The 24,821-nt window shown below is 35.9% G+C and carries 16 protein-coding genes and 1 pseudogene; 3 read left to right on the forward strand and 14 right to left on the reverse strand.

Annotation, left to right across the window (positions count from 1 at the left end):
- The first annotated feature begins 177 nt into the window (after positions 1-177).
- Complete coding sequence (locus tag H5968_RS01220) at positions 178-495, forward strand: hypothetical protein (RefSeq protein WP_187038483.1); 318 nt, start codon at positions 178-180, stop codon at positions 493-495.
- On the forward strand, positions 492-872 hold the full coding sequence (locus tag H5968_RS01225) for an aspartyl protease (protein ID WP_187038484.1): 381 nt from the start codon (positions 492-494) through the stop codon (positions 870-872). The genes H5968_RS01220 and H5968_RS01225 overlap by 4 nt, the downstream gene beginning before the upstream one ends.
- 554 nt (positions 873-1,426) lie before the next feature.
- Here the strand turns inward: H5968_RS01225 and H5968_RS01230 are convergent.
- The 5 genes from H5968_RS01230 to H5968_RS01250 all read right to left on the reverse strand — a co-directional run bounded on the left by H5968_RS01230 (position 1,427) and on the right by H5968_RS01250 (position 12,417).
- Positions 1,427-5,158, reverse strand: a complete 3,732-nt coding sequence (locus tag H5968_RS01230) for a hybrid sensor histidine kinase/response regulator (RefSeq protein ID WP_187038485.1) — start codon at positions 5,156-5,158, stop codon at positions 1,427-1,429.
- A 187-nt stretch (positions 5,159-5,345) separates the two neighbouring features.
- Positions 5,346-9,758 carry a GAF domain-containing protein gene (locus tag H5968_RS01235; RefSeq protein WP_187038486.1) on the reverse strand — a complete coding sequence of 1,471 codons (4,413 nt, stop codon included), beginning with the start codon at positions 9,756-9,758 and terminating at the stop codon, positions 5,346-5,348.
- A 124-nt stretch (positions 9,759-9,882) separates the two neighbouring features.
- Positions 9,883-10,356 carry a chemotaxis protein CheW gene (locus H5968_RS01240; protein WP_187038487.1) on the reverse strand — a complete coding sequence of 158 codons (474 nt, stop codon included), beginning with the start codon at positions 10,354-10,356 and terminating at the stop codon, positions 9,883-9,885.
- A 186-nt stretch (positions 10,357-10,542) separates the two neighbouring features.
- Entirely contained in the window at positions 10,543-10,908 is a 366-nt protein-coding gene (locus H5968_RS01245; RefSeq protein WP_187038488.1) for a response regulator transcription factor, read from the reverse strand.
- A gap of 300 nt (positions 10,909-11,208) precedes the next feature.
- Positions 11,209-12,417 carry a response regulator gene (locus tag H5968_RS01250; protein ID WP_187038489.1) on the reverse strand — a complete coding sequence of 403 codons (1,209 nt, stop codon included), beginning with the start codon at positions 12,415-12,417 and terminating at the stop codon, positions 11,209-11,211.
- Positions 12,418-13,521: 1,104 nt separating this feature from the next.
- On the opposite strand from H5968_RS01250, the gene H5968_RS25355 reads away from it, so the two are divergent.
- Positions 13,522-13,650 carry a hypothetical protein gene (locus tag H5968_RS25355; protein WP_255427006.1) on the forward strand — a complete coding sequence of 43 codons (129 nt, stop codon included), beginning with the start codon at positions 13,522-13,524 and terminating at the stop codon, positions 13,648-13,650.
- Here the strand turns inward: H5968_RS25355 and H5968_RS01260 are convergent.
- The 9 genes and pseudogenes from H5968_RS01260 to H5968_RS01300 form a co-directional block, all read right to left on the reverse strand.
- Positions 13,647-14,654 (reverse strand): type II toxin-antitoxin system HicA family toxin, encoded by a 1,008-nt coding sequence (locus tag H5968_RS01260; RefSeq protein WP_187038490.1) that lies wholly within the window; start codon positions 14,652-14,654, stop codon positions 13,647-13,649. The two genes, H5968_RS25355 and H5968_RS01260, sit on opposite strands and share 4 nt — an antisense overlap.
- 22 nt (positions 14,655-14,676) lie before the next feature.
- Positions 14,677-14,943: pseudogene (locus H5968_RS01265) on the reverse strand (hypothetical protein); the annotation flags it as partial.
- A gap of 764 nt (positions 14,944-15,707) precedes the next feature.
- Positions 15,708-16,970, reverse strand: coding sequence for a glycosyltransferase (locus H5968_RS01270; RefSeq protein ID WP_187038491.1), 1,263 nt, complete (start codon positions 16,968-16,970; stop codon positions 15,708-15,710).
- Between the two features lie 150 nt (positions 16,971-17,120).
- Positions 17,121-18,380: a glycosyltransferase family 2 protein gene (locus H5968_RS01275; RefSeq protein ID WP_187038492.1), complete on the reverse strand. Its 1,260-nt coding sequence runs from the start codon at positions 18,378-18,380 to the stop codon at positions 17,121-17,123.
- Between the two features lie 142 nt (positions 18,381-18,522).
- Complete coding sequence (locus H5968_RS01280) at positions 18,523-18,990, reverse strand: DUF2141 domain-containing protein (protein WP_187038493.1); 468 nt, start codon at positions 18,988-18,990, stop codon at positions 18,523-18,525.
- A gap of 24 nt (positions 18,991-19,014) precedes the next feature.
- Entirely contained in the window at positions 19,015-20,010 is a 996-nt protein-coding gene (locus H5968_RS01285) for a glycosyltransferase family 2 protein (RefSeq protein ID WP_187038494.1), read from the reverse strand.
- 186 nt (positions 20,011-20,196) lie between these two features.
- A complete protein-coding gene (locus tag H5968_RS01290) occupies positions 20,197-21,201 on the reverse strand; it encodes an NAD(P)-dependent oxidoreductase (RefSeq protein WP_187038495.1) in 1,005 nt (334 codons plus the stop codon).
- Positions 21,202-21,242: 41 nt separating this feature from the next.
- A complete protein-coding gene (devC, locus tag H5968_RS01295; RefSeq protein WP_187038496.1) occupies positions 21,243-22,421 on the reverse strand; it encodes an ABC transporter permease DevC in 1,179 nt (392 codons plus the stop codon).
- A 92-nt stretch (positions 22,422-22,513) separates the two neighbouring features.
- Entirely contained in the window at positions 22,514-23,722 is a 1,209-nt protein-coding gene (locus tag H5968_RS01300) for an ABC exporter membrane fusion protein (protein WP_187038497.1), read from the reverse strand.
- Between the last annotated feature and the right edge of the window lie 1,099 nt (positions 23,723-24,821).

Genomic DNA, 24,821 nt, shown 5'->3' on the forward strand with positions numbered 1-24,821 from the left:
AATAAAGTAAGGATTCAGGTGAGGTGATAAGATCCCCGACTTCTAAGATAGATTTATCCCTTCGGAATACAATCAATCACAGAAGTCGGGGATCTGGGTAAATATGCCTTATGTGCATTGGAAATTTTGGCGGTTTTGATAATATTAGAGACAATAATTATATTGAAGTAAAAAAATATGGCACAAAGTTCATCAGAGAGAATTGTTAGACGTGGAAGAGTGTTTCCTGAAATTCAATGGACAGAAGAACAAAAAGCCCAAGATAGAGCGAGAAGAAAGGCATTTTCAGATCGTTGTTGGGTAATTTTTGAGCGTTTAAAACCAGAAATACTCGATAAATACTATGGTTGGTACATTGCTATTGAACCAGATAGCGGTGATTATTTCATTGATCAGGATCAAGAGATAGCTAGTAAAATGGCTAGGGAAAAGTATCCTCATTTAATTCATCATATTTACGGCATTAATGAAACGGGAGTTAGTGGCAGAATATGATTGAGGGAAGATTTGGAGATAAGGGTCAAATTTATTTGGACATTGATTTAATTGATGGGGATATCAGTTTTCCTATAGAAACAATGTTAGATACAGGTTTTACTGAATATTTAGCTATGAATAAACAAGATGTCCAAAGTCTTGATTGGCCTTTTTTAAGGCAAAATAAATTAAGAACTGCTCAGGGTGAAACTGAATTTGATGTTTATAATGGTAGGGTAATTATAGATGGTCAAAAGTTTGAAATTCCTGTATTCGCTGGAGATGAAATACAGGAGATTTTAATGGGTTCTCGATGGTTGAAGTTATTTATTTTGGTTGCTAATTATGGTGAAAATACAGTTAAACTAGAGTTGATTAATCAAATTATAAATTAACAAAAATATTTAAATTTATCACAAGTAAAACCAATAGTATAAACCTATTTAAGTACCTAGTCAAAATTAATTGCACATTGATACTTCTCCTTTAAGCGAGTAATTATTGTTACAAATATTTGATAAATTAGTCCATATTATACACAGTTGTGAATATTTCTACACAGTTAAAGAAAACATAAATTATGTGCTATTCTCTGTATTGGTACTAGTGATACCTGATTGGGGTTTGCTGAATAAACCTAAAACCTTGATATATCAAAGGTTAGAGGCTGATAAACACAGAAATTAGTGCAAGGGTTTTGAAGGGTATACCGGAAAAAGTGTGCATTTTTGGGGATTTCAAGAGATGGCAAAGAAATTTTCAAATCTCCTCCTGACTCCTGACTCCTGACTCCTGACTCCTGACTCCTGACTCCTGACTCCTATGCCCTCACCGAAAGACTTTCTCAGCAACCCCTATTTAATCTGAGTGAGATACACATACAGCACATTCTATCTACATGAGGTACACCATGATCAGGCAAGATGCCTGCGCTATAAGGGTTTTATCACTATAATAACGGAAACTGCTGTATTACACTACCACCATCACTGTTAGCTAAACTCTCCACAGTAGAAAGAAGCTCATGCTCTAAATAAGGCTTAGTAAAATAAGCAGTTGCACCTAATTCTTGCGCTAACTGACGATGTTTTTCCGAACTCCGAGAAGTCAAAATCATCACTGGTTTTTGAGACCATTCTGGATGTTGGCGAATATGACTTAATAATTCAAATCCATTCATCCGTGGCATTTCCAAATCAGAAATGATCACTTCAATTTCTGAATGTCTCTCCAACTGTTCCAAAGCTTCTACACCATTTTGGGCTGAAACAACTTGATAACCATACTTTTGTAAAGTCAAAGCCAAAGTTTGCCGGACACTAATAGCATCATCTATAATTAACACTACCTTTGCTAATTTTGGTATTATTCCTGAAGAATTTTCTGGCAATTTCCGATCATCCACAGATACAGATGCACTTAATAATGGTGTAGATGATGGTGTAGATGATGATATGGATTTCTGTTCATCTGACATTAGCAAAGCTTGTTTGTGAGATTCAGAATTTGTTGGTAAAGTCCTAACATCCAGTGTGGCCTGCATCTGTTGAGCATCTATCAACATAGTGCCATCAATGACTAAAATCAAATTACCATTCGCTAAACTACTACAACCATAAATATATTTTGGTGGAGTAATCACACTGCCTAAAGGTCTAATTACTAATTCTTGTTCGCCGATAATTTGATCAACTTCTAAACCCAAAAATCCTTGATTGCGTCTGAGTAGCAGCACAGGATTTTTCATTATTTCTGTATCAGCAGTTCTGGGTATATTATTTAAATAATTGCTGCCCACAAGTGAACCATTATAATATACTAAACTTTCAAGTTTAACGAGGTTAACAACTATTTCTTCTTCACCGGCTTGCCAATATAAAATTTGTTTACCTTCAAATTCTTGGATTTGCTGTTCCGAGGGAATTATTATTTTCTCAATACTATCTAGTAGTAAAGCATAAACAATACCCCCAGATTGGACTAGCATTAATTTATCTGTGGTCATAGAAAAGGGGATTTTTAGTATAAATATTGTTCCTTGATTCGGCGATGATTGCACGGAAATCGCGCCATTAAGTGATTGTAACTGAGTACGGACAATATCTAACCCCATACCCCGTCCAGAAATTTCACTCACCTTAGCAGCTGTAGAAAATCCAGGTGAAAACATCAGATCAATCAGTTCTGATTCAGTTTGATGATGATAATATTGAGGGTTGTCATCATCTGGGATCAGATTTAGATCAATAGCTCTTTTTCTAATACTTTCTAAATTTAAACCTTGACCATCATCTCTAACTTCAATAATAGTTTGATTTCCTTTATGATAGGCGCATATTTCTATTACACCTTGTTCGTTTTTACCACGTTCACGGCGTTTTTCTGGTGATTCAATCCCATGATCAAAAGCGTTACGAACTAATTGCAATAAAGGATCATAGAGTTTTTCGGCAATGGCTTTATCTATGAGAACTTCTGTGCCAGTAAGTTTTAATTTTACACTTTTTGCATAAACATTTGCTAGATTGCTGACCATTTGCGGAAAGCGATTTAATATGATTCCTAAAGGTAGCATTCTTGCTTCTGCTAGGTTCTCTATAATGCTCAGAGTTAAATTATATTTTTTCTCACTAATTTGAGCAGATTGTCTAGTTAGTAATTCTAGAGAATCTGCGGTTTCTTGTAGTTGCAGCGTTTCCTCTAGTGCTTCATGTAATGTCAAATTAAATTCTGTATAAACATCCATTTCTAAAGCATCAAATTGTACAGCAGAAACTTTTTGGCTAGTTGCTATAGAAAAATTATTTCCCTGCAAAGGCAAATCACGTAATTGTTGTAAAGTTGCTTGATGCTGGCTGATTTTTCTACTTAATTGCTCAATTAATTCTATAATTTGTTCATCATATAAAGTGCGTCGTTTTTGGTAAATCAGCAATTCCCCTGTTAAGTAATTGAGACGTTCTAATCCCTCTACGTCTACACGCACAAATGAAGATTGTCGGGTATTTTTATTAGGGGATGCTGGGGATTTATCTTCTAGTTCTCTATTTTTTGTTTCTGTATCATCAGTAATCACTTCATAATCTGAATCTGAATCATTTGTAAATACCTGATTACTCACAACTGATGATGTTACACTTTCTAAATAATTATCATTTTTAATTGCTTCGGCGGTATGGTTTACCAAAGATTCTTCAGATGTTTCTTGTATAGGTTCTCCTCCCCATATTTCCTCTACGAGATTATAGTCAGTGTTATTAACCACAGGGGCGGATATTGCTTTAATAACTAATAATTCTTGTAACTTAGGACGATCAAGCCATTTTTTTTCTTCCTCTGTGACGGCAGGATATTTTTTATATTCTTTTCCTAGTTGACGGATTTGTTTCTTGAGTGAGTTAATAATTGACATAGCATGATCATCTTGTTTAACTGAATACTCAAATTCAGCAACAGTAAGGATAATTATTAATATCACACCGCGACGATAAAGACAAAGGTTCTCTTGATCCTGTTCCTCCCTAATAGAATCTAAAAATTGATTTATCCAATTTTTCACATATTCTCTTGAATCATCTTGATATTTTTGATAAATTAATAAGTCTAAACTCAGTTCTGATTCTGGTATTTGTCTTTGGTGATTAAACCAGCCAAAAATATAGCGAATTACTTTTAAGTAAAATTTGGCATTTGCTGGTTTTAACGGCTCATGCGCTCTGTCACCAGATGTAATTAAAAATTGATAAAATTCTCTAGTAATGTGGAAAAATATGTCAGCGAAAGAGTTATTATTATGGCTAATTCCTGACTCATTTTTGGGGACTGTAGCTAAGGAACTATTAATGGGTGTAACAGGTGATTGTTTTTTTTCTACCTCTGGTTCTTCTTCTTTTTCTGCTGTTGTTAGTGCTTTTAAAGCAGCAGAAGGTGAACCCCCGGATGTGCGATCGCCTTCTAAAACTGCTTTTTGTGCCGCTTGTAAATCAGCTAAGGCAATTTCCGCTACTTCATGTACTTCCTGCGGATGAGCTACTAATGCAGCGATAATTGTCTGAGATAATTCTTTGAAACCAGGTAAATTTAAAGATTCAGCTAACCCTATAAATACCTCAAGTTGAGAGTTTAAAAACTCTGCTAATTCCTGATTATTGAGTGAATGATTAATAGCTTCAGCTATACTTTCTAAGCGTTGAGTAACGCCTACTTCAAAAATAGATTGAACAATATCAAATCCCAATTCTTCAGAAGTAGGAATATGATCTTCAGCCCCAAAAGCATCACCTAATTTTGTTTGTAATTGTGCAAATGCTGAACTAGCCCTTTGTATAATTCCTTCACTATCAATATTATTTGATGTCAATTCTGCGGTGACAGCCAACTGAAGACATTCGTAAGCTTCTAGTAGGAGGGTTTGCAATTCAGTATCTATAACTACATCAGGATTATATAAAGCTTTAAAGATATCTTCTAAAGAATGGGCGATCATCTTGATTGTATCTAGCCCAACCGTAGCTGCTCCTCCTTTAATTGTATGAGTCGCCCGCATTAAGTTATGCACTTTTTTGGTGCTATGGTCTTCTAAAAAGCTAAATAAATCCTGTTCAATTGCTTGTAATAATTCTGGTGCTTCGGCTAAAAAGTAAGCATAGCCTTGTTTACGAATTTCAGTGTCTGTAATCATAAGAGTCAGGAGTTCAGGAGGCAGGAGTCAGGAGGCAGTAGGGGCAAACCCCCCGTGGTTGCCCCAGGAGGCAGGAGTCAGGAGGCAGGAGTTTTTTTATTTTGGATTTTGGATTTTGGATTTTGGATTTTGTTAACTCCAATCTAAAATCTAAAATCTAAAATTTTCTTCCCCAGTCCCCAATCACTTATTTAACTTTAAACTTACCAGCGGTTGTTAAGAGAGCTTGAGCCATTTCTGATAAGTTTTGGAACACAGAAGCAATTTCTTGAGATTCGCCAAAGGTCTTATTAGCAATAGAGGCTACATCATTCATAGATGTTGTTACTGTTACTGATTGTTCCATTTGTTTTTGAGTGGCTTCAGTAATGCGCTCAATCAGTTGACTAATTTCCGCAGTCGCGGAAACAATGGCGTTCAAGTTTTGGCGGGTTTCACTCACCAAGTTTGTCCCTTCCACAACTTGCTGGATACCCGTTTCCATTGCCAAAGCAACTTCCCCAGTTTCTGCTTGAATTTCTTGGACTAATTTTTCAATTTCGATGGTAGCTGCTGCCGACTGACGAGACAAAGAACGAACTTCATCGGCTACGACGGCAAAGCCTTTACCATATTCACCAGCGCGAGTAGCTTCAATGGCAGCATTCAAAGCCAGTACGTTGGTTTGTGAGGCAAAGTTGCTGATCAAATTGACTACCTTGGAGATTTTTTGTGATGATTCACTCAGGCGTTTAATCTTTTTGCTAGTTTGGGCGACGGTTTCCCGAATGGCCTGAATAGCATTTACTGTTTGGTTCATGGCTGTATCACCGGAATCTACAGTTTTGTTGGCCTGTTGTACTGCTATTTGTACTAATTGGGCGTTGGCTACGACGGCTTGGGTAGCATCTACCATCTGTTGCAAATCCCGTAATGCTTGGCTAATTTCGTCGGACTGTTCTTTTGCTAAATCAGTTAATCCTACTAGGGAAGAACTGCTATTGATAGAGGTTTGGGCAACTTGTTGGGAAGATGTTTGTACCTGAATAACGATTTGCTGTAATGCTTGCAGAGTGCCATTATAAGCATCCGCAATTGTGCCTAATTCGTCTTCTGTGATGGGGGCGCGGACTGTTAAATCACCGCTGAGGGCGGGACTGATGGCTCTGAGTAGTTGAATTGACCTTTGTTGCAGTAATTCTTTGGCGGCTTTTTCTCGTTGGGCGGCTTCTGATAGTTGGGCTGATTTCGTTTGCAGTTGTTTCAAGTATTCTGTTTGTTGTAAAGCCAGTCCTAACTGGTCGCCAATACGTGACAACAAGTTAATTTCTGATTCTTCCCATTCACGGGGGGCGGAGTTTTGATAAGCTGCCAGTAATCCCCAGAGTTTATCGCCAAATAAGATGGGAGTAATGATATATCCTCTGGCTTCATATTTTTCGATGATTTCTATGTAGCAAGGATCAAGGGTAGCTTTATAAATGTCGTTGACTACTAAAGCATCACCTTTTTTATAGCGTCCACCTTCGTTGTCTTGTAAGCAAGGGTCGTTTAAGGTGGTTTTAAGACCAGGTCCTACAAGTTTTACCCAACCACTAGCTACTGATTCGGCTACAAATTCACCGCCCCAATCAGATGTAAATTGATAAACTACGGCGCGATCGCATTTTAGTAGTTGTCTGACTTCTTGGGTGGTGGTTTTGAAGATTTCTTCTACATCTGAAGATTGACGGATGCGGTTAACTATCTTACTAAAGGCTTTTTCTTGTTCGGCGATCTGCGCTAGTTTCTCTGATTTAGATTTTACTTGTTCTAGATAATCTATCTGTGATTTCGCTAAACTAATTTGCAAGCCAATCTGTTCTAAAAAGTTGACTTCTCGGCGTTGCCATTCACGGGTGCTACTGTTTTGATAAGCTGCCAATAATCCCCACAATTTTTCTCCATAAAAGATCGGAACTATTATGTAAGCTTTGGCTTCTATCTGTTCTAAAATCTCCAAGTGACATTGAGCGTGACCAGCTTGATAGATGTTATTAACTGCCAAGGATTCACCTTTGGCATACCTACCACCTTGGGTTTCTTGCAAGTGGCTATCTTCCCATACCATTTTAAAGTCAGCGGTGGCAACTTTTATCCAGCCACTAGCTACTGATTCAGCTATAAATTGTCCGCTCCAATCTGGATGGAATTGATAAACAGCGACGCGATCGCAACGTAAAGCCTGACGAACTTCTTGAGTAGCTGCTTTGAAGATGTCTTCTAAATCAAAGGATTGGCGAATACGGTTAACTATTTTGTTGAGGGTTTTCTCTTGTTCGGCAATCTGACTAATTTCTTGAGATTGCGATTGTACTTGATCTATATAATCTATCTGGGATTTCGCTAAACTAAATTGCAAGCCAATCTGCTCTAAAAATTTGACTTCTCTGGTTTGCCATTCACGGGTGCTACTGTTTTGATAAGCTGCCAATAATCCCCACAATTTTTCTCCATAAAAGATCGGAACTATTATGTAAGCTTTGGCTTCTATCTGTTCTAAAATTTCCAGGTGACATTGAGCGTGACCGGCTTGATAGATATTATTAACTGCCAAGGATTCGCCTTTGGCATATCTACCACCTTGGGTTTCTTGCAAGTGGCTATCTTCCCATACCATTTTAAAGTCAGCGGTGGCAACTTTTATCCAGCCACTAGCTACTGACTCGGCTATAAATTTTCCGCTCCAATCTGGATGGAATTGATAAACAGCGACGCGATCGCAACGTAAAGCCTGACGGACTTCTTGAGTGGTAGTGACGAATATTTCATCTACATCTCTCGCTTGACGAATGCGGTTGACTATCTTGTTGATGCTTTTTTCTTGTTCAGCTATTTTTGCTAGTTCTTCATTTTTTAATCTGACTGTTTCTAAATAGTCTATTTGTGATTTTGCTAAGTTGAACTGCAAAGCTATTTGAGTCAAGAAGTTGACTTCTGAGGTTTGCCATTCACGGGTTTCGGAATTTTGATAAGCTGCCAACAATCCCCACAATTGATCGCCAAAGAAGATGGGAACATTAACATAAGCTTTGGCTTCAAATGTTTCTAATAGTTCTAGGTAACAGGGGGTAATATTTTCCTGATAGATATCATTTACCCATAGGTTTTCACCTTTAGCAAATCTCGCGCCTTTGGTTTCTTGGAAATAAGTATCTTCAACCAAGGTATTGATATCACTACCAACAAGTTTTACCCATCCTGTTGCTACTGATTCAGCGATAAAATTACCACTCCAATCTGGATTGAAGCGATAAATAGCAACGCGATCGCATTTGAGTGCCTGACGTGCTTCCTGTGTGGTGGTTTTGAAGATTTCTTCTAAATCGGAGGATTGACGAATCCGGTTGACTATCTTGGTTAAGGCTTTTTCTTGTTTAGCAATCTGCGCTAGTTGATCAGATTGTTTTTGTACTTTTTCTAAGTATTCCCCTTGGGAAATAGCTACACCAAATTGCAAGCCAATCTGATTTAAAAAGCTCACTTCCCAATCTTGCCATTCCCGTGGCCCTGTATTTTGATAAGCTGCTAGTAAACCCCATAATTTTTCTCCAGAGAAGATGGGAGCAATTATATAAGCTTTAGCTTCAAATTGTTCTAAGATGTCAATATGGCACTGAGCTAGACCGATTTTATAGGTGTCATTGACAACAAATGTTTCACCTTGAGCATATCTTCCTCCTTTGGTTTCTTGTAGGTGGGTATCTTCCCACACCATTTTATAATCAGGGGTGACGACTTTTGTCCAGTTGTTGCCTACTGACTCAGAAACAAATTTACCACTCCAATCTTGCTCAAAACGATACACACCCACGCGATCGCATTTTAGTAATTGTCTGACTTCTTGAGTGGTGGTTTGAAAGATTTTATCTACATCTGGCTGTTGTAAAATCTTGCTGATAACTTTAGCTGCTGATTTTTTGGCTAGTCCTGACTGTTGCAGTTCTTTTTGTAATTTAAAACTCTGCAATCTGTAGGTAATTTCTGTGCTTATTTGCGACAGTAGTGTAATTTCTGCCTCTTGCCATTGGCGCTCTGATCCACAACTATGGAGTACCAACAAGCCCCATACTTGATTATTTCTTGAAATCGGTAGACTTAAACTAGCTTTAACTTGAAATTTATCTAGTAGTTGTTTTTGATAGGGAGTAGCTTGAATTTGATTAATATCGTCTATGGTTACTGGTTCTATGTAATCTTGACTTGTATATAAACCAAACAAAATTGCTGGCAGATTTTCGCCTAAAGATGGTGTCCAACCTGTGGTTCTTGATTCTACTAAAACTGTACCAGTATCCGAGTTAGTAAATTGATAAATCAAGGCGCGATCGCCACCAATCTTATCCCTAACTTGCGCTACAGTTACCTTTAGTAAAGAATCTAGGTCTTGTGCTTTCCCCATCTGGGAAGTTATGTATTGAAAGCGTTGCCGCCAAGCTTTAAATTCCTGGGCAATAGTATTAGTTTTAGCCCCATCATTGCGAGCAAACTTTTCTAATGTACTGCCATTTTGTTTATCCGATTTTTCTATCTCACCAAAGAGATTTCCTCTGTCTTCATTACTTTGATATAATGTTGTCATTTACCTATCCTCAATACTTTTTTAGCTACTAAATAACTGGAAATTTTGAACAAAAAAATTACTTAAATACTAAGATGCCAATTACCTGAATTATCACTTTTATTACTTGTTACAAAAACATTTGTTAGTTATGACTCCCCCACATTGGCGATTGTATAATTGCTAAAGCATCTAAATTGAAAATCATCTGCTCTGAACCGTTAGTAAAGTATCCCTGTAAAAAGGGTGACATTGCTGGATAAAATAGCTCAGGAGAGGGAATTTTCATTTGTTGTGTATCCATCCACTCAATATCTGTTAATTGGCGCACCAACAGCCCCAAATATTTACCGTCTTTTTCTAGCACAATTGCCATGATTTTTGTCAGTAAATTTGAACCTTGTAAAAGCGGTGGATAACCTAACATTTCCTCTAGATCAACCATCCACAGCATTTCCCCACGCCAACTATAAATACCTAAAACACAATTTGGCATCTGTGGAACTACGCAAATTTCCGTAAGGGATATACGTAATACCTCTGAAATATGTTGTAAATCAATTACAGCTTGATCTCGTGATCCCAAATTAAAACTTAAGAATTTTTGTTTGGTTTCCAAAGCCAATTTCCTTTTTATTTAGATAGGGTTTTCGCCACTATTTAATGATTTAAACTCAATGATAAATAGTGACTATTTCGTTTGGAATCAATTAAATACAGCAGATTACAGATTAATTAGGTACAGACTTTAAATTGAAACCTATACACCAAGCTAGTTTTACTCCTGACTCCTTAAATATTTTTTTTACTTGTTGGTTAATGTTTTCAAAGTTTTTTCTAATTCTTCCTTATCTATTGGTTTGGATAGGTAAGCTTTAGCGCCCAACATATTACCCCAAATCTTATCTACTTCACTATTTTTAGTAGAACAAAAAACCACAGGTATTTGGCTAGTATTAGGGTTATTTTGTAGTTCTCGACAAATTTCAAAACCGCTTTTACCTGGTAAAATTACATCCAATAGAATAACATCAGGTTTATTTGTATCAAGTTTTTGTTGTGCCTCTTCACTGCTGACGGCAGAAATGACAGAATAACCTGCTTGTCGTAAGTAACCGCTGATAATTTCCATATCCGTCAAACCATCTTCAACCACTAAAACAGTACTCATGGTAACTACCTATTAAATTATATTTTTCAACTTGGAAACAAAGACTTAGAGGGAGCAATTCAGACAGATGAAAATAACACTAGCCTGTATTGTTATTATAACTTCAATCATTGTATAGATATTTCCATTAGGAAACTTACGTATTAAACATAAGTTTACAACCATTTAAGTTCATGATTTAACTTTATTTTAAAACTCCTGAAAACGTCTAATTAAGGACAAAAACAACTAGGCTGTAATTTTTTTGGTATCATAAGTATATTTTATCAAACAAGAGATACTTGTAAAGTAAACATCACCCTATCCAGAAGCTTCTAAATTAGCTATATTTTTAACCGTTGAGTTAGCTTGTAAAGGTAAATATTTACGTATTACACCTATGACTCGTTCAGCCACGATTGGTTTGGAGATAAAATCTGTTGAACCAACTACCTTAGCACGCACTCGATCCAAAAGACCATCATTGCCAGTTAAGATAATTACTGGTGTATTAGCAAAAGCAGGTATGCGCCGTAACTGAGTGCAAATTTCGTAACCACTGGCGACTGGCATAATCAAATCCAAGAAAATTAAATCTGGCTTCTCTTGAATCAGAACAGGTAAAGCTTGGATAGCATCTTGAACCTTGGTAAATCTAAATCCATTGGAGGTGATAATATCCTCTAGAGTTTTACACACCAAAGGACTATCATCAACACAAGCTATCAGTGGTGCAATTCGATTCATCCGACTTCTAGAATGTCCAGAGGTAGGATGGTCGCCATCTACAACTTGCAGAGGTAGGTCAGGTACTTCGACTAACTCAATAATGCCTTTGAGGATATAGGGAAGCAAGGAACGAGCAACAGGCATCACATCCTGCTTCATTTTGATGGCGAGTTCTCGCAGAGTGTATTTGCCATTAATTAAATTGACAAAGTTTTTGAACACAGATGGACTCACAATCTGTTCGAGTTGCTCTGGCCGCCGTAGGACGGGTGATGAGTTGGGAGAAACATTGGCTAAACCGACTTGTGACCAAATTGCCCATGAGTCTTGCATCTGTTTGATTGACATATCTGCACTTGTGAAACTCATAGGCATATCTAAAATTACATCATGGCTGAAATGACTAGTTACAGCATGAAAATCAACCTCCTGGGCTAAATCAAAAAATAGTTCTGCAATTGTGCCTTCGACAATAGCTTGAATTTGTTCTCTTTGGATTTTTTGCCTTTTGTATAAGATATCCAAGAGATGATAATCCCAGTAATCTATAGCAAAATCCTCAGAGCGACAGCGAATCTTGTCTAAGTCAATCTCAGGACAGTGTTGAGCCATTTGTCTGCGCCAGCGTCTGAAGGGATGAGTCCCACCAGTTGCCCAAACTATCCGTCCGAGACGATAGTAAAAAGCCCATTGACGGCCTTTGGAGCTTTTAATATTTAATTTCCCGTTGTACTGAAACTGAGTACAGGTTTTAAACTCATTCAGTAAGTTATGAGATTCCACGAGTTCTGAGTTGGTCATACTTTGTTCCTTGTAATCAGTAAGTCAGCCTCTAGAGAATCTAATATTAGCCACACAGGAGTTAGCAAGCACCAGGAAATTGACAAAAATATATGTGGCTTTAACGTTATAAATATTACCTTTTCTTTCTCTATACTAGTTTTGTTCAGCACTTGCTTAGTCTTGTTTAAAAGTAGTTTTAAATTTGAATTAGGAGAGGATTTATTTAATACTTTACACCCTGTTGATATATTTGAAGATAGTTGTTTTATGAATTTGATGACCTCAGGAAATTCCCAATAGAAAAATATATTACAACCTCTCAGAGAGCAGGTAGCACAGGGCAGAAGCCTCATTTTGAGTTGAGAAATTGGATCATTTGTTTTTGGAGTTCCTTAAACACAATCTTTAGGTATTTCAACTGGAAATACACTTATATTCTATTTTACGCAATATTTCTTGATACGTTATCCGTAAAATTTCTGAATTTATATTTACTAAAGATAGTGTGAATTTTGGTGAGTTTTTATAGGATGTTGGGAATTTTTATCCCATGAATCATAAGTGGAAAAAATTGTTTAACTATGCTGAATTAATGTAAATACTATATATTGAGTAATTATTATTACAAATATTTGATAAATTAGTGCGTATTATACACACTTGTGAATATTTCTGCACAGTTAAAGAAAACATAAATTACGTGCTATTCTCTGTATTGGTACTAGTGATACCTGATTGTATTCAGGTTTTACTATTACTAAAGTGCGATCGCTCTCCTTAGACATCGCTATTCTCGTAGATTTAGTATAGCTGAGGACTTACGCAAAACATCACAAAAGTAGAGATAATTCATGAATTACCCTACCCAAGAATACAGTAGCGCAAGCATCTTGCTTGCATTCATTATCCAAATAAAAAGCAAAATAGCTGACCTCATTACAACATCAGTTTGTTCTATTTTAGTAAGTTTTACTCAAAGTGCGATCGCTTCTTTACAAGAGACTAGGTTAAGAGTATCCTATAGACAGCATTTGCGAATTTACCAAATTTATCAATATTGCCTAAAATAAAAACAACGGCAACGAATAGTAAAAGTTATTAATAATAATTGCTGGAGGAAAAATGAGTTTAGTAATTTCTGAAGAAATTGTGAAAGCAAGTGGTTTATCAGAGGACGAATTTTTACAGCAAATTGTCATTATGTTATTTCAACAAGACAAAATCAGTTATCCAGAACTAATGCGTTTTTAAGCACTCGTCGCCAATTGAATATCTTTTTCAATACTACGAATAACAAAATTAGATAAGTTTCTATGTCGAGGAACTGGAGTAGGTTTGTTTAATTTAGGATGCTGCCAAACCTCATGATTACCACCTTCTCTAACCTTGTAAAATCCAATATCAACCATTTTTCTGATAATTTTATTTTTTGATTCATCTGAAAATTCAATAATTGATTTGGTATCAATGATATTTTTAACAGTATCTTCAAAATTCAATATAGCATCATTAAATTCATCTTTATATGCCTCACCTATCTCCTCTAAAATACGGGCTATACTTTTAGTTGCTCTAAATGTTTGTATTGACTTTATTTTTCTAGGATAATTTTTTATGTGGTGTGATTCGTTTAATTTACTTTTAATCCTTTCTAATAATTTATCTATGGGTATATTTTTCCCATTTTTAACTAAATCTTGAGTAGCCATAGTGATTGACCAATAAAGTGATTTAACATATTCAGTGATATTTTCATCAGACGAATTTGGCATTATTTTAATTAAAGTTTGACTATCTAAATTAGACCAAACTAATATAACCGGAAATCGGTCTGAAGGAATTTGAAAACAAGACGCTGCAATTTCTGCCGCTCGATGGTGATGATGTCCAAGACTAAAGAGTACAGATAACCATTCGTCACTATCTATCATATATTCTTCAACATCATCAACTCCTAATTCCACAAGAAAGTTATGTATTCTATTTTTGGCTGGCTCAACTATATCCATAATATGTTTACTATTAAGAATTAAAAAATTATGGTTGGGAGCATAGGGAAAATAAATATTATGTATTTTTCCACTTTTTTCATGCAACCAAGTTATTAAATAAGCATCTTCCTGTCTTAATACTAAATCCCATTGATCATTATTTTTATTATGCAAAATTAGTGATGAATACATATTAGGATAACTCCTCATTTGAGGAATAAAACCCGGTACTGCAAAATACGAAAAATCTGGAATAGGAAACATAAGATACCCCAATATAAGTTTATTAATCTCCCAATAATACCTTAATCGCTTTTAACGCCTGACTATGCTTCCCGTTACTAATCTTAGCAAACCAATAATGGGATTCCTCATAACTCATAGCTTTTATTCCTTGGGCAATATTAGCAATTCTTTCTGGTTTAGAAAGTGGTTGAATCGTCTGAAATAACAAAGCTAAATTTATGCCTGTTTCCTCAGTTAAAACATAAGGACTTTGACGATTATGACTTAATGTTTTTGGATCATAATTATTTGCTTTTAAACAATCATAAGCTGTTGTGCATTTAATTTGTATAAGTGGAACAGGCATCTTGCCTGTTGCACAAGAGTTCATAATATTATGATTATACAACCTAGCTGTGTAACAGCTTATTCAAGTGTAATTTTTATTACAACACAACTTTGCTGCAATTGGAGTATTGCAACAATTCTAAAAAAAGTCCGCAGGTGCGGACTATGGACATTGGATAAGGTTAAGTTGTCACCAAGAGAGCCTACAAGATGTTAGACTTACTTTGTATTTTTGCTGCAAAAATATGAAAAATCAATACTCTAACTGTAAATCTTGAGACATAATAGCAGTAATTATGTCTGAGAAATAACACATTTTCTAGTTTATGTAGTTGCTAAGAATTTAATCTTGACATAAGAGTGCATTTAAATATCAAAAACTTGAGACAAAATTACAGGAATTTTGTCTGTAATTGTGTGGTCATTCAGGAGTGAAGATAGAGGAGTAAAGATGTTGAAAATATTGGTTAAGTTAAAAAGCTGACTGCTGAGTAGTAAGATAATAAAAACCCCATAAGTCATGACTTATGAGGTCTAAAGATTTTTAGGCACAGTTGAGGGCAATACCAGGATGATCATCAGTGAGAGTAGGTCATGTCTCTGCTGATAAAACCGTGGCAAAGTTTGCTCGTGTCTGCAACTTGTAACCTAAAAGCCCACAGGTCAATTACTGGAATACTCTACCAAACATAATCAAAGATATGTAGCCAAATTGGCTTTTTTTTAACCTGTGGGTGCTAATAATTATGAGGAAGACTCAACTATTTGGGGTATACCAACTAACTGGTACAGCTTATCTTCAAATTTTTGGCTACATACTGACCAATCAAACTCTAAGATAGAAGGACGAGCTTGTGCGGATAATTGGGCTTTGAGTTCAGGATTTTGCAGTATTGCAATTATCTTCTCTGCGAAATCTTGGGCGTTGTTGGGTTGAGCTAGAAAACCATTATAACCAACTGTTACTTGTTCAGTGGTTGAGGGAGCCATAGCTGCGACTACAGGAGTTCCTGATGCTAAAGCTTCGTTATTTGTAGTGCAGAAGTTTTCCGTTACTGAAGGGTTAATAAAAACATCTGCTCTAGCAAACCATCCTAAAAGTTCAGTACCGTGGGACTCACCCCAAAGCGTTACACCGTGGGGGAATTTTTGAGCGCGACGACGAATTTCTTGATCTAATGGACCGCTACCAATGATGACTAAATGAACATCAGGAATTTGAGCAGCTATCAAGGGATAAGCATCTAAAAGTTGTGTGACATTTTTCTCGGCAGTGATGCGTCCTACAAATAAAATTGTAGGTCTTTTATCGTTAGGAATTGGATCATAACAGATGTTGCGGGGATGGAATTTTTCACAGTTAATTCCTTGATAGGGGACGTATTCACCGCGTAGACATTCTAGTTTTTGGTACTTGGAAAGTTGTTCCCTAGAAGAAAATATATTGAGGGTGTAAGCATTACTAAATTGCTTAACTAATAATGGAATTATGGGACGCATCAATCCGAATAGGAAATCACCTAAATAATATCGGATATAGGCAACGATATCGGTATGAAAAACGGAGATGATGGGTGTTTTAGTACGTTTCGCATAATCAACTCCTACAGGTCTGCCATAACCTTGCAGAAAAACTGAATATAGCCCTCTCATTTGGGCTGCTTCTTCAACTACAATGATATCAGGTTGAAACTTTTCTAGTAATTGAGTATCGCTCCAATGACGATAGTTTAGAGGTTGGGGCAGAGATTTATAGAATATTAGCGGTTCTGTGGGAAAAGCATAGGAGGAAAAGTTGGCAAAAGAGTCTAGTTCTTCTAGTCCTGCCATTGGACGTTTCCCAACTTGTTTACTGAACTTATTATTGATTTGTGGGTGAATAAGAAAAACTTCGTGTCCTTGTTCAAGTAACCAATGGACGCGCTGATGTACAGCAACGGATACTCCTGTTAAGAAAGGAGAATATAAGCCAGTAAATAAGGCAATGCGGAGGGTTTGTTTTGTCATTTTTGTTTCAATTATTTTAGTGCTGGTTTCAGGATTTACGCAGCAACTATCATGAAACTTTTGGTTTTTGCGCTGATAATTAATAAAATTCCCAATTATAATTCCCAATCAAATTACAGACAAGCTTCTGAATTTCTATCAAGAGTATGACTAGAGAGAAATTTTCGGATCAATTGGTTGATCTAACCATTGATAAGGATGATATTCAACTAAGCGAATATGCCAGGGACTTTGAATTTTATAGGTAAGTCCTCGCCATGTCACTGTTGACATCCCCAGAGAAGATAACATTGCTAAACCATAAACCCATTGTGTTAAAGGAATAGCAATGAACATTTTGAGGATGTTGGTGAGTGAAATTTCTGGAATTGGTTGTCCTTGAGAGCGAATTATTTCTTGTACTCCTAGTTCCATAACTAGCATTAACAAGAGTAATCCAATTGTGTAGATGCTATAGGATTTAAATAAGGAAAATGCTGTATTCCATTCTGTGGCTAAAAACAATCCTAAAGCTAAGAAAATGGTGAGGGTAGGAAAGAGAATACTGGAAACTGCATCACTGACTAATGCTAACCAATTGGGGTGATAAAGTCGAGAACAAAGTATTAAGCGTTGGAGAGATGGAAATAAAGTAGATAAATTGCTTTCTTCTCGGTTTACCATTAACAAAGAAGGGACAAATTTAATTTTCCATCCGTGTTTTTTGATGACTTTGTGTAGTAGCATATCGTCACCAAATGCTTCTCCCCATTTTTCCAGTATTTCTGTTTGTTGGAGGAGGTGTTTTTTAATTGCTAAACTCCCACCCCAAGGAACTTGAAAGAGGAACATTTGCACGACAGTAGAAACGTTACCAGCGTAGCGTATTAAAGAACCCCAATATTTTCCTGTGGGTATATACCAACGGTTTCCTGTTGTTATTCCCACTTTTTCATCGGTGAGGGGACTAACTAATTCTCTTAACCAATTTTTGTGGACGATGGTATCAGCATCTACTAATGCAATTACTTGGTAAGAGTCATCTAAATCGGAAACTGCTTGTACTAAGGAACTGCATTTGAGACTACAATTATGACGTACTGTTCTGAGGGTGCTAATTTGGAAATTAGTGGCTTTAGTTTCAGCGATGACTTCTTTGGCAATTTTAAAAGCTGGATCTTCTGGACTATCAATGATCAGCTTTAAATCGTACTCTGGGTAGTTTTGATTTAAGAGTGATCGCACACAATTAGGTAAAAATGGATCAGCACCTCGTAAACAAAGAATTACTGCCGTTTTTGGTAGTTGGTTATCTGATAAAAATGGTTGTTTATAGGTTCGCAAATACCATAAAAATATTAGCATTAAACATACCTGAATTACCAGCCAACCTATCAAAGAATTAGACAGAAATGCGGTCAAATCTTTCATTAGTCATTAGTCATGGGGAATAGGGAATAGGGAATAGGTAATAGGGAATAGGTAATAGGGAATAGGTAATAGGTAATGGGGAAGTAAATAACCCAATCACCAGTCACCAGTCACTAGTCACCAGTCACAAATCACCAATTACTTATGGATCAAGGGAATATTTAATGTTGATGTTAATGGTGGTATTTTTAGTCATTTTAAAACTGGCTTGTTTAAATTTTGGTGTACCAGTTTGGATAGAGACAATGGGATTTCTGGAAATGCCAAAACCTTCTGTGGGAATACCAAAAAAGTCTTTATTGAGTTTGCGATCGCCATTTTGATCATCAACTACTGCTACTGCATAAGTTCCTGGTTTTAAACCAGAAAATACTTTTTTCACAGAACTACCAGTAATTTTAGTGCAGCCACTTTGAACTTCACTAGAACTACTCATAGGAAAGCCTTTTTCAGAGTTATAAATTCGGAAACAAATTTCACCTGTTTTGTTACTTATTCCATTCACGACTACAGTTAATGCCGTGGTAGTTTGTGCATGGGCAGTGTTAGCACAACTGAAACTTAAAACAGTCGCCAGCAATAGATAAGAAAGGCGAGATATTTTCAACATAAGCTGTGAGATATAGCTTGTGGATTAATTGCTTAAATATTCATTGGACAAACTTAAATTACTGTTAGTTTTGGTTTTGTGGAAACGCAAAATTTTAGCAGCCATCCACAAATCTTTAAGTAATAAAGATTCTGTTCCAGATAGCTTTTTAACAATAATCAAATAACACAATATTTGCTCATATAAATTCAGTGAACTTTGACTGACTGAAAGTAAATATTCTTTGAGAATGCGCCAATGGGGAAATAAAAGTTTGCCTTTGTTACCTGAATCAAACCAAATTGAATACTCATAGAAATCTGGTAACATATCTAATGAATATTGAGGATCTTTCTGAGTAAAAGACAGGTAACTTGGAAAAAACATACTCAAAGATTGTTGGGGATGAATCCTGGCAAAAAATAAGTATTCGGGAATTTCATAAAACTGGCCAACTGTACCAAGTCTTAATAATAAAATTCCATCTGCATTGCCATAACCACCCATAGGAGTGATTTTTTGTAAGGAACTTTTGCGAATGACTCCATACATTTGATAACAGAGATGTTTAGTGAGTAATTCTTCAAATCTGATCTGTGTTTTTTCTGAGTTAGTATTGAGTTTAATGTCATAGTTTTGGAAAAAATTACCCTGTTCATCAATCAGATATGTGTGGGAATGGCATAAGATATAATGTGGATTTTCTTCAAGTACCTGTATACATTTACTGAGAAAATCAGGAGCGTGTAAATCGTCGTAAGCTGCCCATTTAAAGTATTCACTATTCGATAATTCAAAAACGCGGTTAAAATTACAAGCGCAACCGATATTAGTAGGATTACGATAGTAACGAATGCGATGATCTTGTGCAGCGTAATTTCTACAAATTTCTTCAGTATTATCTGTGGAAGCGTTATCTGAAATAATTAACTCAAAATCACTAAATGTCTGATTTAGCAGAGAATCTAGAGACTGTTTTATAAATTTTTCGCCGTTGTATACAGGTAATCCAATACTTAATTTTGCTTGAGGTTTATACATACGCCATTCCCGACAAAAATATATTACTGAGTAAGCATTCAGCCGTCAGTTATCAGCTATGTAAATGAAAGATTGAAATAAAAAGAATCAAAAGAAATAGATGTAGATAACATTCCTGAACTAAAAACGCCTGAATCCTGGCTATGGGCTGATTATTGATAGCTGAATACTTACATTACTGATTACTTATTTCATCAATTTTTGGATGTCGGTTTTTTGTAACCATTGATGAGTACGTTTCATGCCTTCTTCTAAATCAACTTTGGGTTTATAGTTTAATAAACTTGTAGCTTTAGCAATAGAATAAGCATAAGGACGACTCATAAAGTCTACTGACTCTGGCAGGATATCAGCTTTTTTGCGAAATAGTTTTTGTCCTTGGTTACGCACTTTAAGAAACAATTTCATTTCTTCCTTAGGCAAGGACATGGGAGCAGGTAAACCTTCCATTGCTGCGAGGTGAATAAAATATTCTTTCCAAGAAGTTTTTTCACCATCTGTAATATTAAATATTTCGCCATAAGCTTCTTTTTCTATTGCTAAAAAGATGGCATCAATTAAGTTATCAACATAAAGATGATTCATCACACCTTTACCATCATTGGCATAGGCAAATAATTTTTGACGCATCATTAATACTGGGCGCACTATCCAAGGAATACTACCCGGACCATAAACATCTCCAGCGCGAATTATTATGACTCCAAAATCAGGAGATGAGTTAAGTTTTAAAACTTCTGTTTCTGCTTCAATTTTAGTTTGACAATAGGGGTTATTATCACTAGATAATGTTCCTATTTCGGCAATATTATCGCTATAGTTAAAGCCATAAACTAAGACAGTGGAAAGATGAACAAATGTTTTCACACCAGCTTGTTTAGCAGCTTTAGCTATGTTGACAGTACCTCCTACATTTATTTCTTGAAAACTTTTAATGTCTCCTGCTTCTTCTGCTAGTTGGGCAGTGTGTAAAATAATGTCTACTCCCTGACAAGCTTTTTGGGCTATTTTATCGTCAGTGATGCTACCAACAATAATTTCTACTCCTAAGTTTTGGAGGTTTTTATCCTGTACTTGAGAAGTTTGTAAACCTTTGACTTTCATGCCTTGAGATATTGCTAATTCTGCTGCACGAGAGCCAATAAATTCGTCAGTGCCGGTAATGAGAATGGTTTTGTTTTTGATGTCCATAGTATTGATTAGTGAATATTCTGAGTTAATTTCTTGACGATTTAGAAAATATCTGCTGGATCTGCGGAGCGCAGTTTATTAATTGCTAATGCGCCGGAAGTGATGCAAATCAAAACTGTAGAGGTAAGAACAAGTATGGCATTATTAGAAGTCATCACGATGGGTAATTTAGTTGCTTCCATAGCAAAATCATATAAAGCAACTGAAATAATAAATCCTGGGAAATAAGCTAGTAAAGCTAGAATGAGTGCCTGTTGAAAAACTACATTTAATAAATAGCCATTGGCATAACCGATAGCTTTTAAGGTGGCGTAGGCAATAAATTGGGTAGCAATATTGCTATAAAGAATTTGATAAACAATGACTACGCCAACGACAGAAGCCATTGTCAACATTAAGTTTAAAATAAAGCCAATGGGTGTTCTAGAAGCCCAATATTCTTTTTCAAAATCAATGAATTGTTGACGGGTGAAAATTTGTACATCATTAGGTATATTGTCCCGCAAGTTTTTTAACACTTCCTGGGGATCAACACCTGGTTTCAGTTTAACAATACCTACATCTATTTTTTCTGATGGACGTACAAGGGGATTGATTTTTACAAAAGTTGAGTCACTGACAATTAAATTGCCATCGACACCAAAGGAGGGACCCAAACTAAATAAACCCCCTACTCTGACTCGATAACCTTGCAAGGCATCAAATGCGAAAATTTCTATTTTTTGTTCTGTATTTCCTCTCTCAAAATTTTTGGCTATGGGACCAAATTCAGGGCGTGAGGATCTGTCAAATAACATGACATCAGGAATTTTGAGTTTATCTAAATTCTGCTCCACTTCGGGAATATTCATCACTGGTCTACCTGGGTCAAAACCAATGACATAAATAGAATATTTCTCGCCAGTTTCTGGATTTTTTAGCTTTGCAAATTGCAAATACATCGGGCTAACTGATTCTACACCATTAAAACCTAATGCTTGATATAAACGATTGCGAGAAAAACTTTGATTTGAGGTCAAAGATTTGTATTGAGAACTAACTAAAAATAAGTCTCCTTTGAGATTTTGATGTACTGCTGTAGCACTAGAATAAAGTGCATCTTGGAAACCAAGTTGAATAAACATCAGCAGCACAATAAAGGCTATTCCGGCTACAGCGACAACAAAACGGAGTTTTTGCTGGGCTAACTGTAGCCATGCTAAAGGTATTTTGATGGTCATATATTTTGTTTTTAGTTATTAGTCATTAGTCATTAGTTAATTCTACCCAATCACCAATCACCAGTCACCAGTCACCAATCACCTACTAATGACTAAATCTGAATAGCAACGTCTACCTGCAAGTTAGTTAAACGAGATACTTTTTGGCTGTCTGCTGGTTTATCAATGGCGATTTTTACTTCGACAATTCTGCGATCTGTATCTGAGTTGGGGTTAAGACTAAAGATGCTTTGTTTGTCAATTTGCCAGCCAATTTCTTTGACTGTTCCCTGTAGTTTTCCTGAAAATGCAGCACTGGTAAGATTAGCTTTTTGTCCAACTCTCACTTTTTGAATATCTGTTTGATAAACTTCAGCAATGACATTCATTTCTGAGGTTTTACCAAGTTCTGCAAAACCAGAAGTTGCTATTACTTCGCCATTTTTGGCATGAATTTTTAATACTCTGCCATCTATGGGGGATTTGATATAAGTTAATTCGTGGTCTGCTTTGGCTTGTTGAACGGCAGTTTCTGCACTTTTAACTTCACCTTCTGCTAATGCCACATCTACACTACGTACTTCTTTGATGCTGTTGAGTTTGGCAGTTGCTTCTTGAATTTGATCTTGTAAGGTGTTTTTGGTTCTTTGCAGTGTCGCTTTTGCTTCTATTAATTGTTGTTGGGCTGTTTTTAGTTGTAAAGTTTTGGCATCAGCAATGGAAGCAGAAATTGCGCCATCTTTGTATAATTTATGATAGCGATCGCTCTCTTTTTGAGCATTTTCTACTTCAGCTTGAATGCGGTTAATTGTCGCGTTTTGTGCTGCAATTTCACCTTTTAATTGTGATTCTAACCGGGTAATTGTTGCTTTTTGAGCGTTAATATCTCCGGGTTTTGCTCCAGCTTTTACCTGTGCTAGTTTAGCTTTAGCAACTAATAATTTATTAAAAGCTTGTTTGATTGCAGCTTTTGAACGTTCATAGTTTTCTAAATAAGCTAATGTTTGTCCTGCTGTTACTTCATCCCCTTCTGCTACTAATAGTTTTTCTACACGCACACCGTTGATGGAATTAGGAGCAGATAAATAAGTAATTTCCCCTTGGGGTTGTAGTCTTCCTAAAGCAGTGACTGCAAATTTTACAGGAGTGGGTTGAGGGGATGGGTTTTCAGTAGCGGGAAGTGGAGAGTTAGATTTTCCCTTTAATTGAGAAAAACTGTAGAAAGATCCTAAACCAGCAGTTAAAGCAATTGCAACGGCTAAAATAATTTTCCACTGCTTGGTAGCTTTTTTTAATAGTTGGCTTTCTTTATTTACTGCCATATTTTTATTCCCGTTATTTTTGCTCAGGTATAGTTTTAATAGCGCAAATTACCTAAAATAACCTATCCTTTATCATCTGACGTTTAGCTAATGGATAAGTCGCATTACTTGTGTGTATGAAGTGTTGTGATAGTTTATTGCAATCTTTACAGGTAACAAGATGAACAGGAAAATCAACAGTGATTGAACTCGGTGATTTAGCTTGCAAGTATCATCAGTTTTATCTTTAATTAGCCTTTGATAAAGTAGCGAGAAATACAAGATAGCTAACTAATAATTTTGTGTTTCCGATAGAACGATTTTCCAGAGAAGTGAATCGAAAAATCTGTAAAAGTTCAATCTAATTCTGCCAAAAAAAATGAATTTTGTCAACAAAGTAAATGGACTTATTTGTTATTGTTACTGAAAATAACTCAAATAATATATTTTCTTGAAAACATGACATAAGAGGTTCATGAATCAACTTTGATATCTGTATTTTTGTGATCAAATAACGATTGATGTTGTCAAAATATAAAGATTCCATCACAAGTTGCTCCTGTGGTCTTAATACAATTAATTACAGCTACTAAATTAAGATTTGCTTTATAAATAACCAATTTGAGTAACAAACTGAGTTATCTTATAAATTCATCAAATACCACAGCCTAATTATCATGTTTCTCTGAGAAAAAAACATTTATGTTCAAATCAACAATGTGTGTATTTAATGATTTGTTGCTTACAAGACAGTTGCTCTAAAACTCTTGATAATGCAAGCGCAAATGACAATAACACACCTAAAACAAAACTTTTATTGTCCAAATTCGAGTAAAGGGATATACCATGATCCTGATAGAATATTGAAAACTGAGTTCATGAGCCAAAAATATTTTTCAAAACTTACTGTCTGTGAACTATTCTATTTTTTCAAATTGTGCTATTCTTTGTATTAATTCAATAATGAAAAGCAGCAAGTCAATTATTCAATGAATTGCAAGTAAAAAGGAAAAAATACCATAAACCAACCCTGTTATTATCTCGATAAAACCGTTTAAGTATTTTTTCACATTGCATGAATTTAGATTCAAGGTGATGTTATTTCTGTAACGAGTTTGGC

It is taken from the genome of Sphaerospermopsis sp. LEGE 00249 (assembly GCF_014299995.1).
In the GTDB taxonomy this organism is placed as follows: Bacteria; Cyanobacteriota; Cyanobacteriia; order Cyanobacteriales; family Nostocaceae; genus Sphaerospermopsis; species Sphaerospermopsis kisseleviana.

Excerpts from the sequence above, each read along its gene's own strand:
- H5968_RS01220 (WP_187038483.1), top strand. The coding sequence starts at position 178 with ATGGCACAAAGTTCATCAGAGAGAATTGTTAGACGTGGAAGAGTGTTT.
- H5968_RS01225 (WP_187038484.1), top strand. The coding sequence starts at position 492 with ATGATTGAGGGAAGATTTGGAGATAAGGGTCAAATTTATTTGGACATT.
- H5968_RS01230 (WP_187038485.1), bottom strand. The coding sequence starts at position 5,158 with ATGATTACAGACACTGAAATTCGTAAACAAGGCTATGCTTACTTTTTA.
- H5968_RS01235 (WP_187038486.1), bottom strand. The coding sequence starts at position 9,758 with ATGACAACATTATATCAAAGTAATGAAGACAGAGGAAATCTCTTTGGT.
- H5968_RS01245 (WP_187038488.1), bottom strand. The coding sequence starts at position 10,908 with ATGAGTACTGTTTTAGTGGTTGAAGATGGTTTGACGGATATGGAAATT.
- H5968_RS01250 (WP_187038489.1), bottom strand. The coding sequence starts at position 12,417 with ATGACCAACTCAGAACTCGTGGAATCTCATAACTTACTGAATGAGTTT.
- H5968_RS25355 (WP_255427006.1), top strand. The coding sequence starts at position 13,522 with ATGAGTTTAGTAATTTCTGAAGAAATTGTGAAAGCAAGTGGTTTATCA.
- H5968_RS01260 (WP_187038490.1), bottom strand. The coding sequence starts at position 14,654 with ATGTTTCCTATTCCAGATTTTTCGTATTTTGCAGTACCGGGTTTTATT.
- H5968_RS01270 (WP_187038491.1), bottom strand. The coding sequence starts at position 16,970 with ATGACAAAACAAACCCTCCGCATTGCCTTATTTACTGGCTTATATTCT.
- H5968_RS01275 (WP_187038492.1), bottom strand. The coding sequence starts at position 18,380 with ATGAAAGATTTGACCGCATTTCTGTCTAATTCTTTGATAGGTTGGCTG.
- H5968_RS01280 (WP_187038493.1), bottom strand. The coding sequence starts at position 18,990 with ATGTTGAAAATATCTCGCCTTTCTTATCTATTGCTGGCGACTGTTTTA.
- H5968_RS01285 (WP_187038494.1), bottom strand. The coding sequence starts at position 20,010 with ATGTATAAACCTCAAGCAAAATTAAGTATTGGATTACCTGTATACAAC.
- H5968_RS01290 (WP_187038495.1), bottom strand. The coding sequence starts at position 21,201 with ATGGACATCAAAAACAAAACCATTCTCATTACCGGCACTGACGAATTT.
- devC (WP_187038496.1), bottom strand. The coding sequence starts at position 22,421 with ATGACCATCAAAATACCTTTAGCATGGCTACAGTTAGCCCAGCAAAAA.
- H5968_RS01300 (WP_187038497.1), bottom strand. The coding sequence starts at position 23,722 with ATGGCAGTAAATAAAGAAAGCCAACTATTAAAAAAAGCTACCAAGCAG.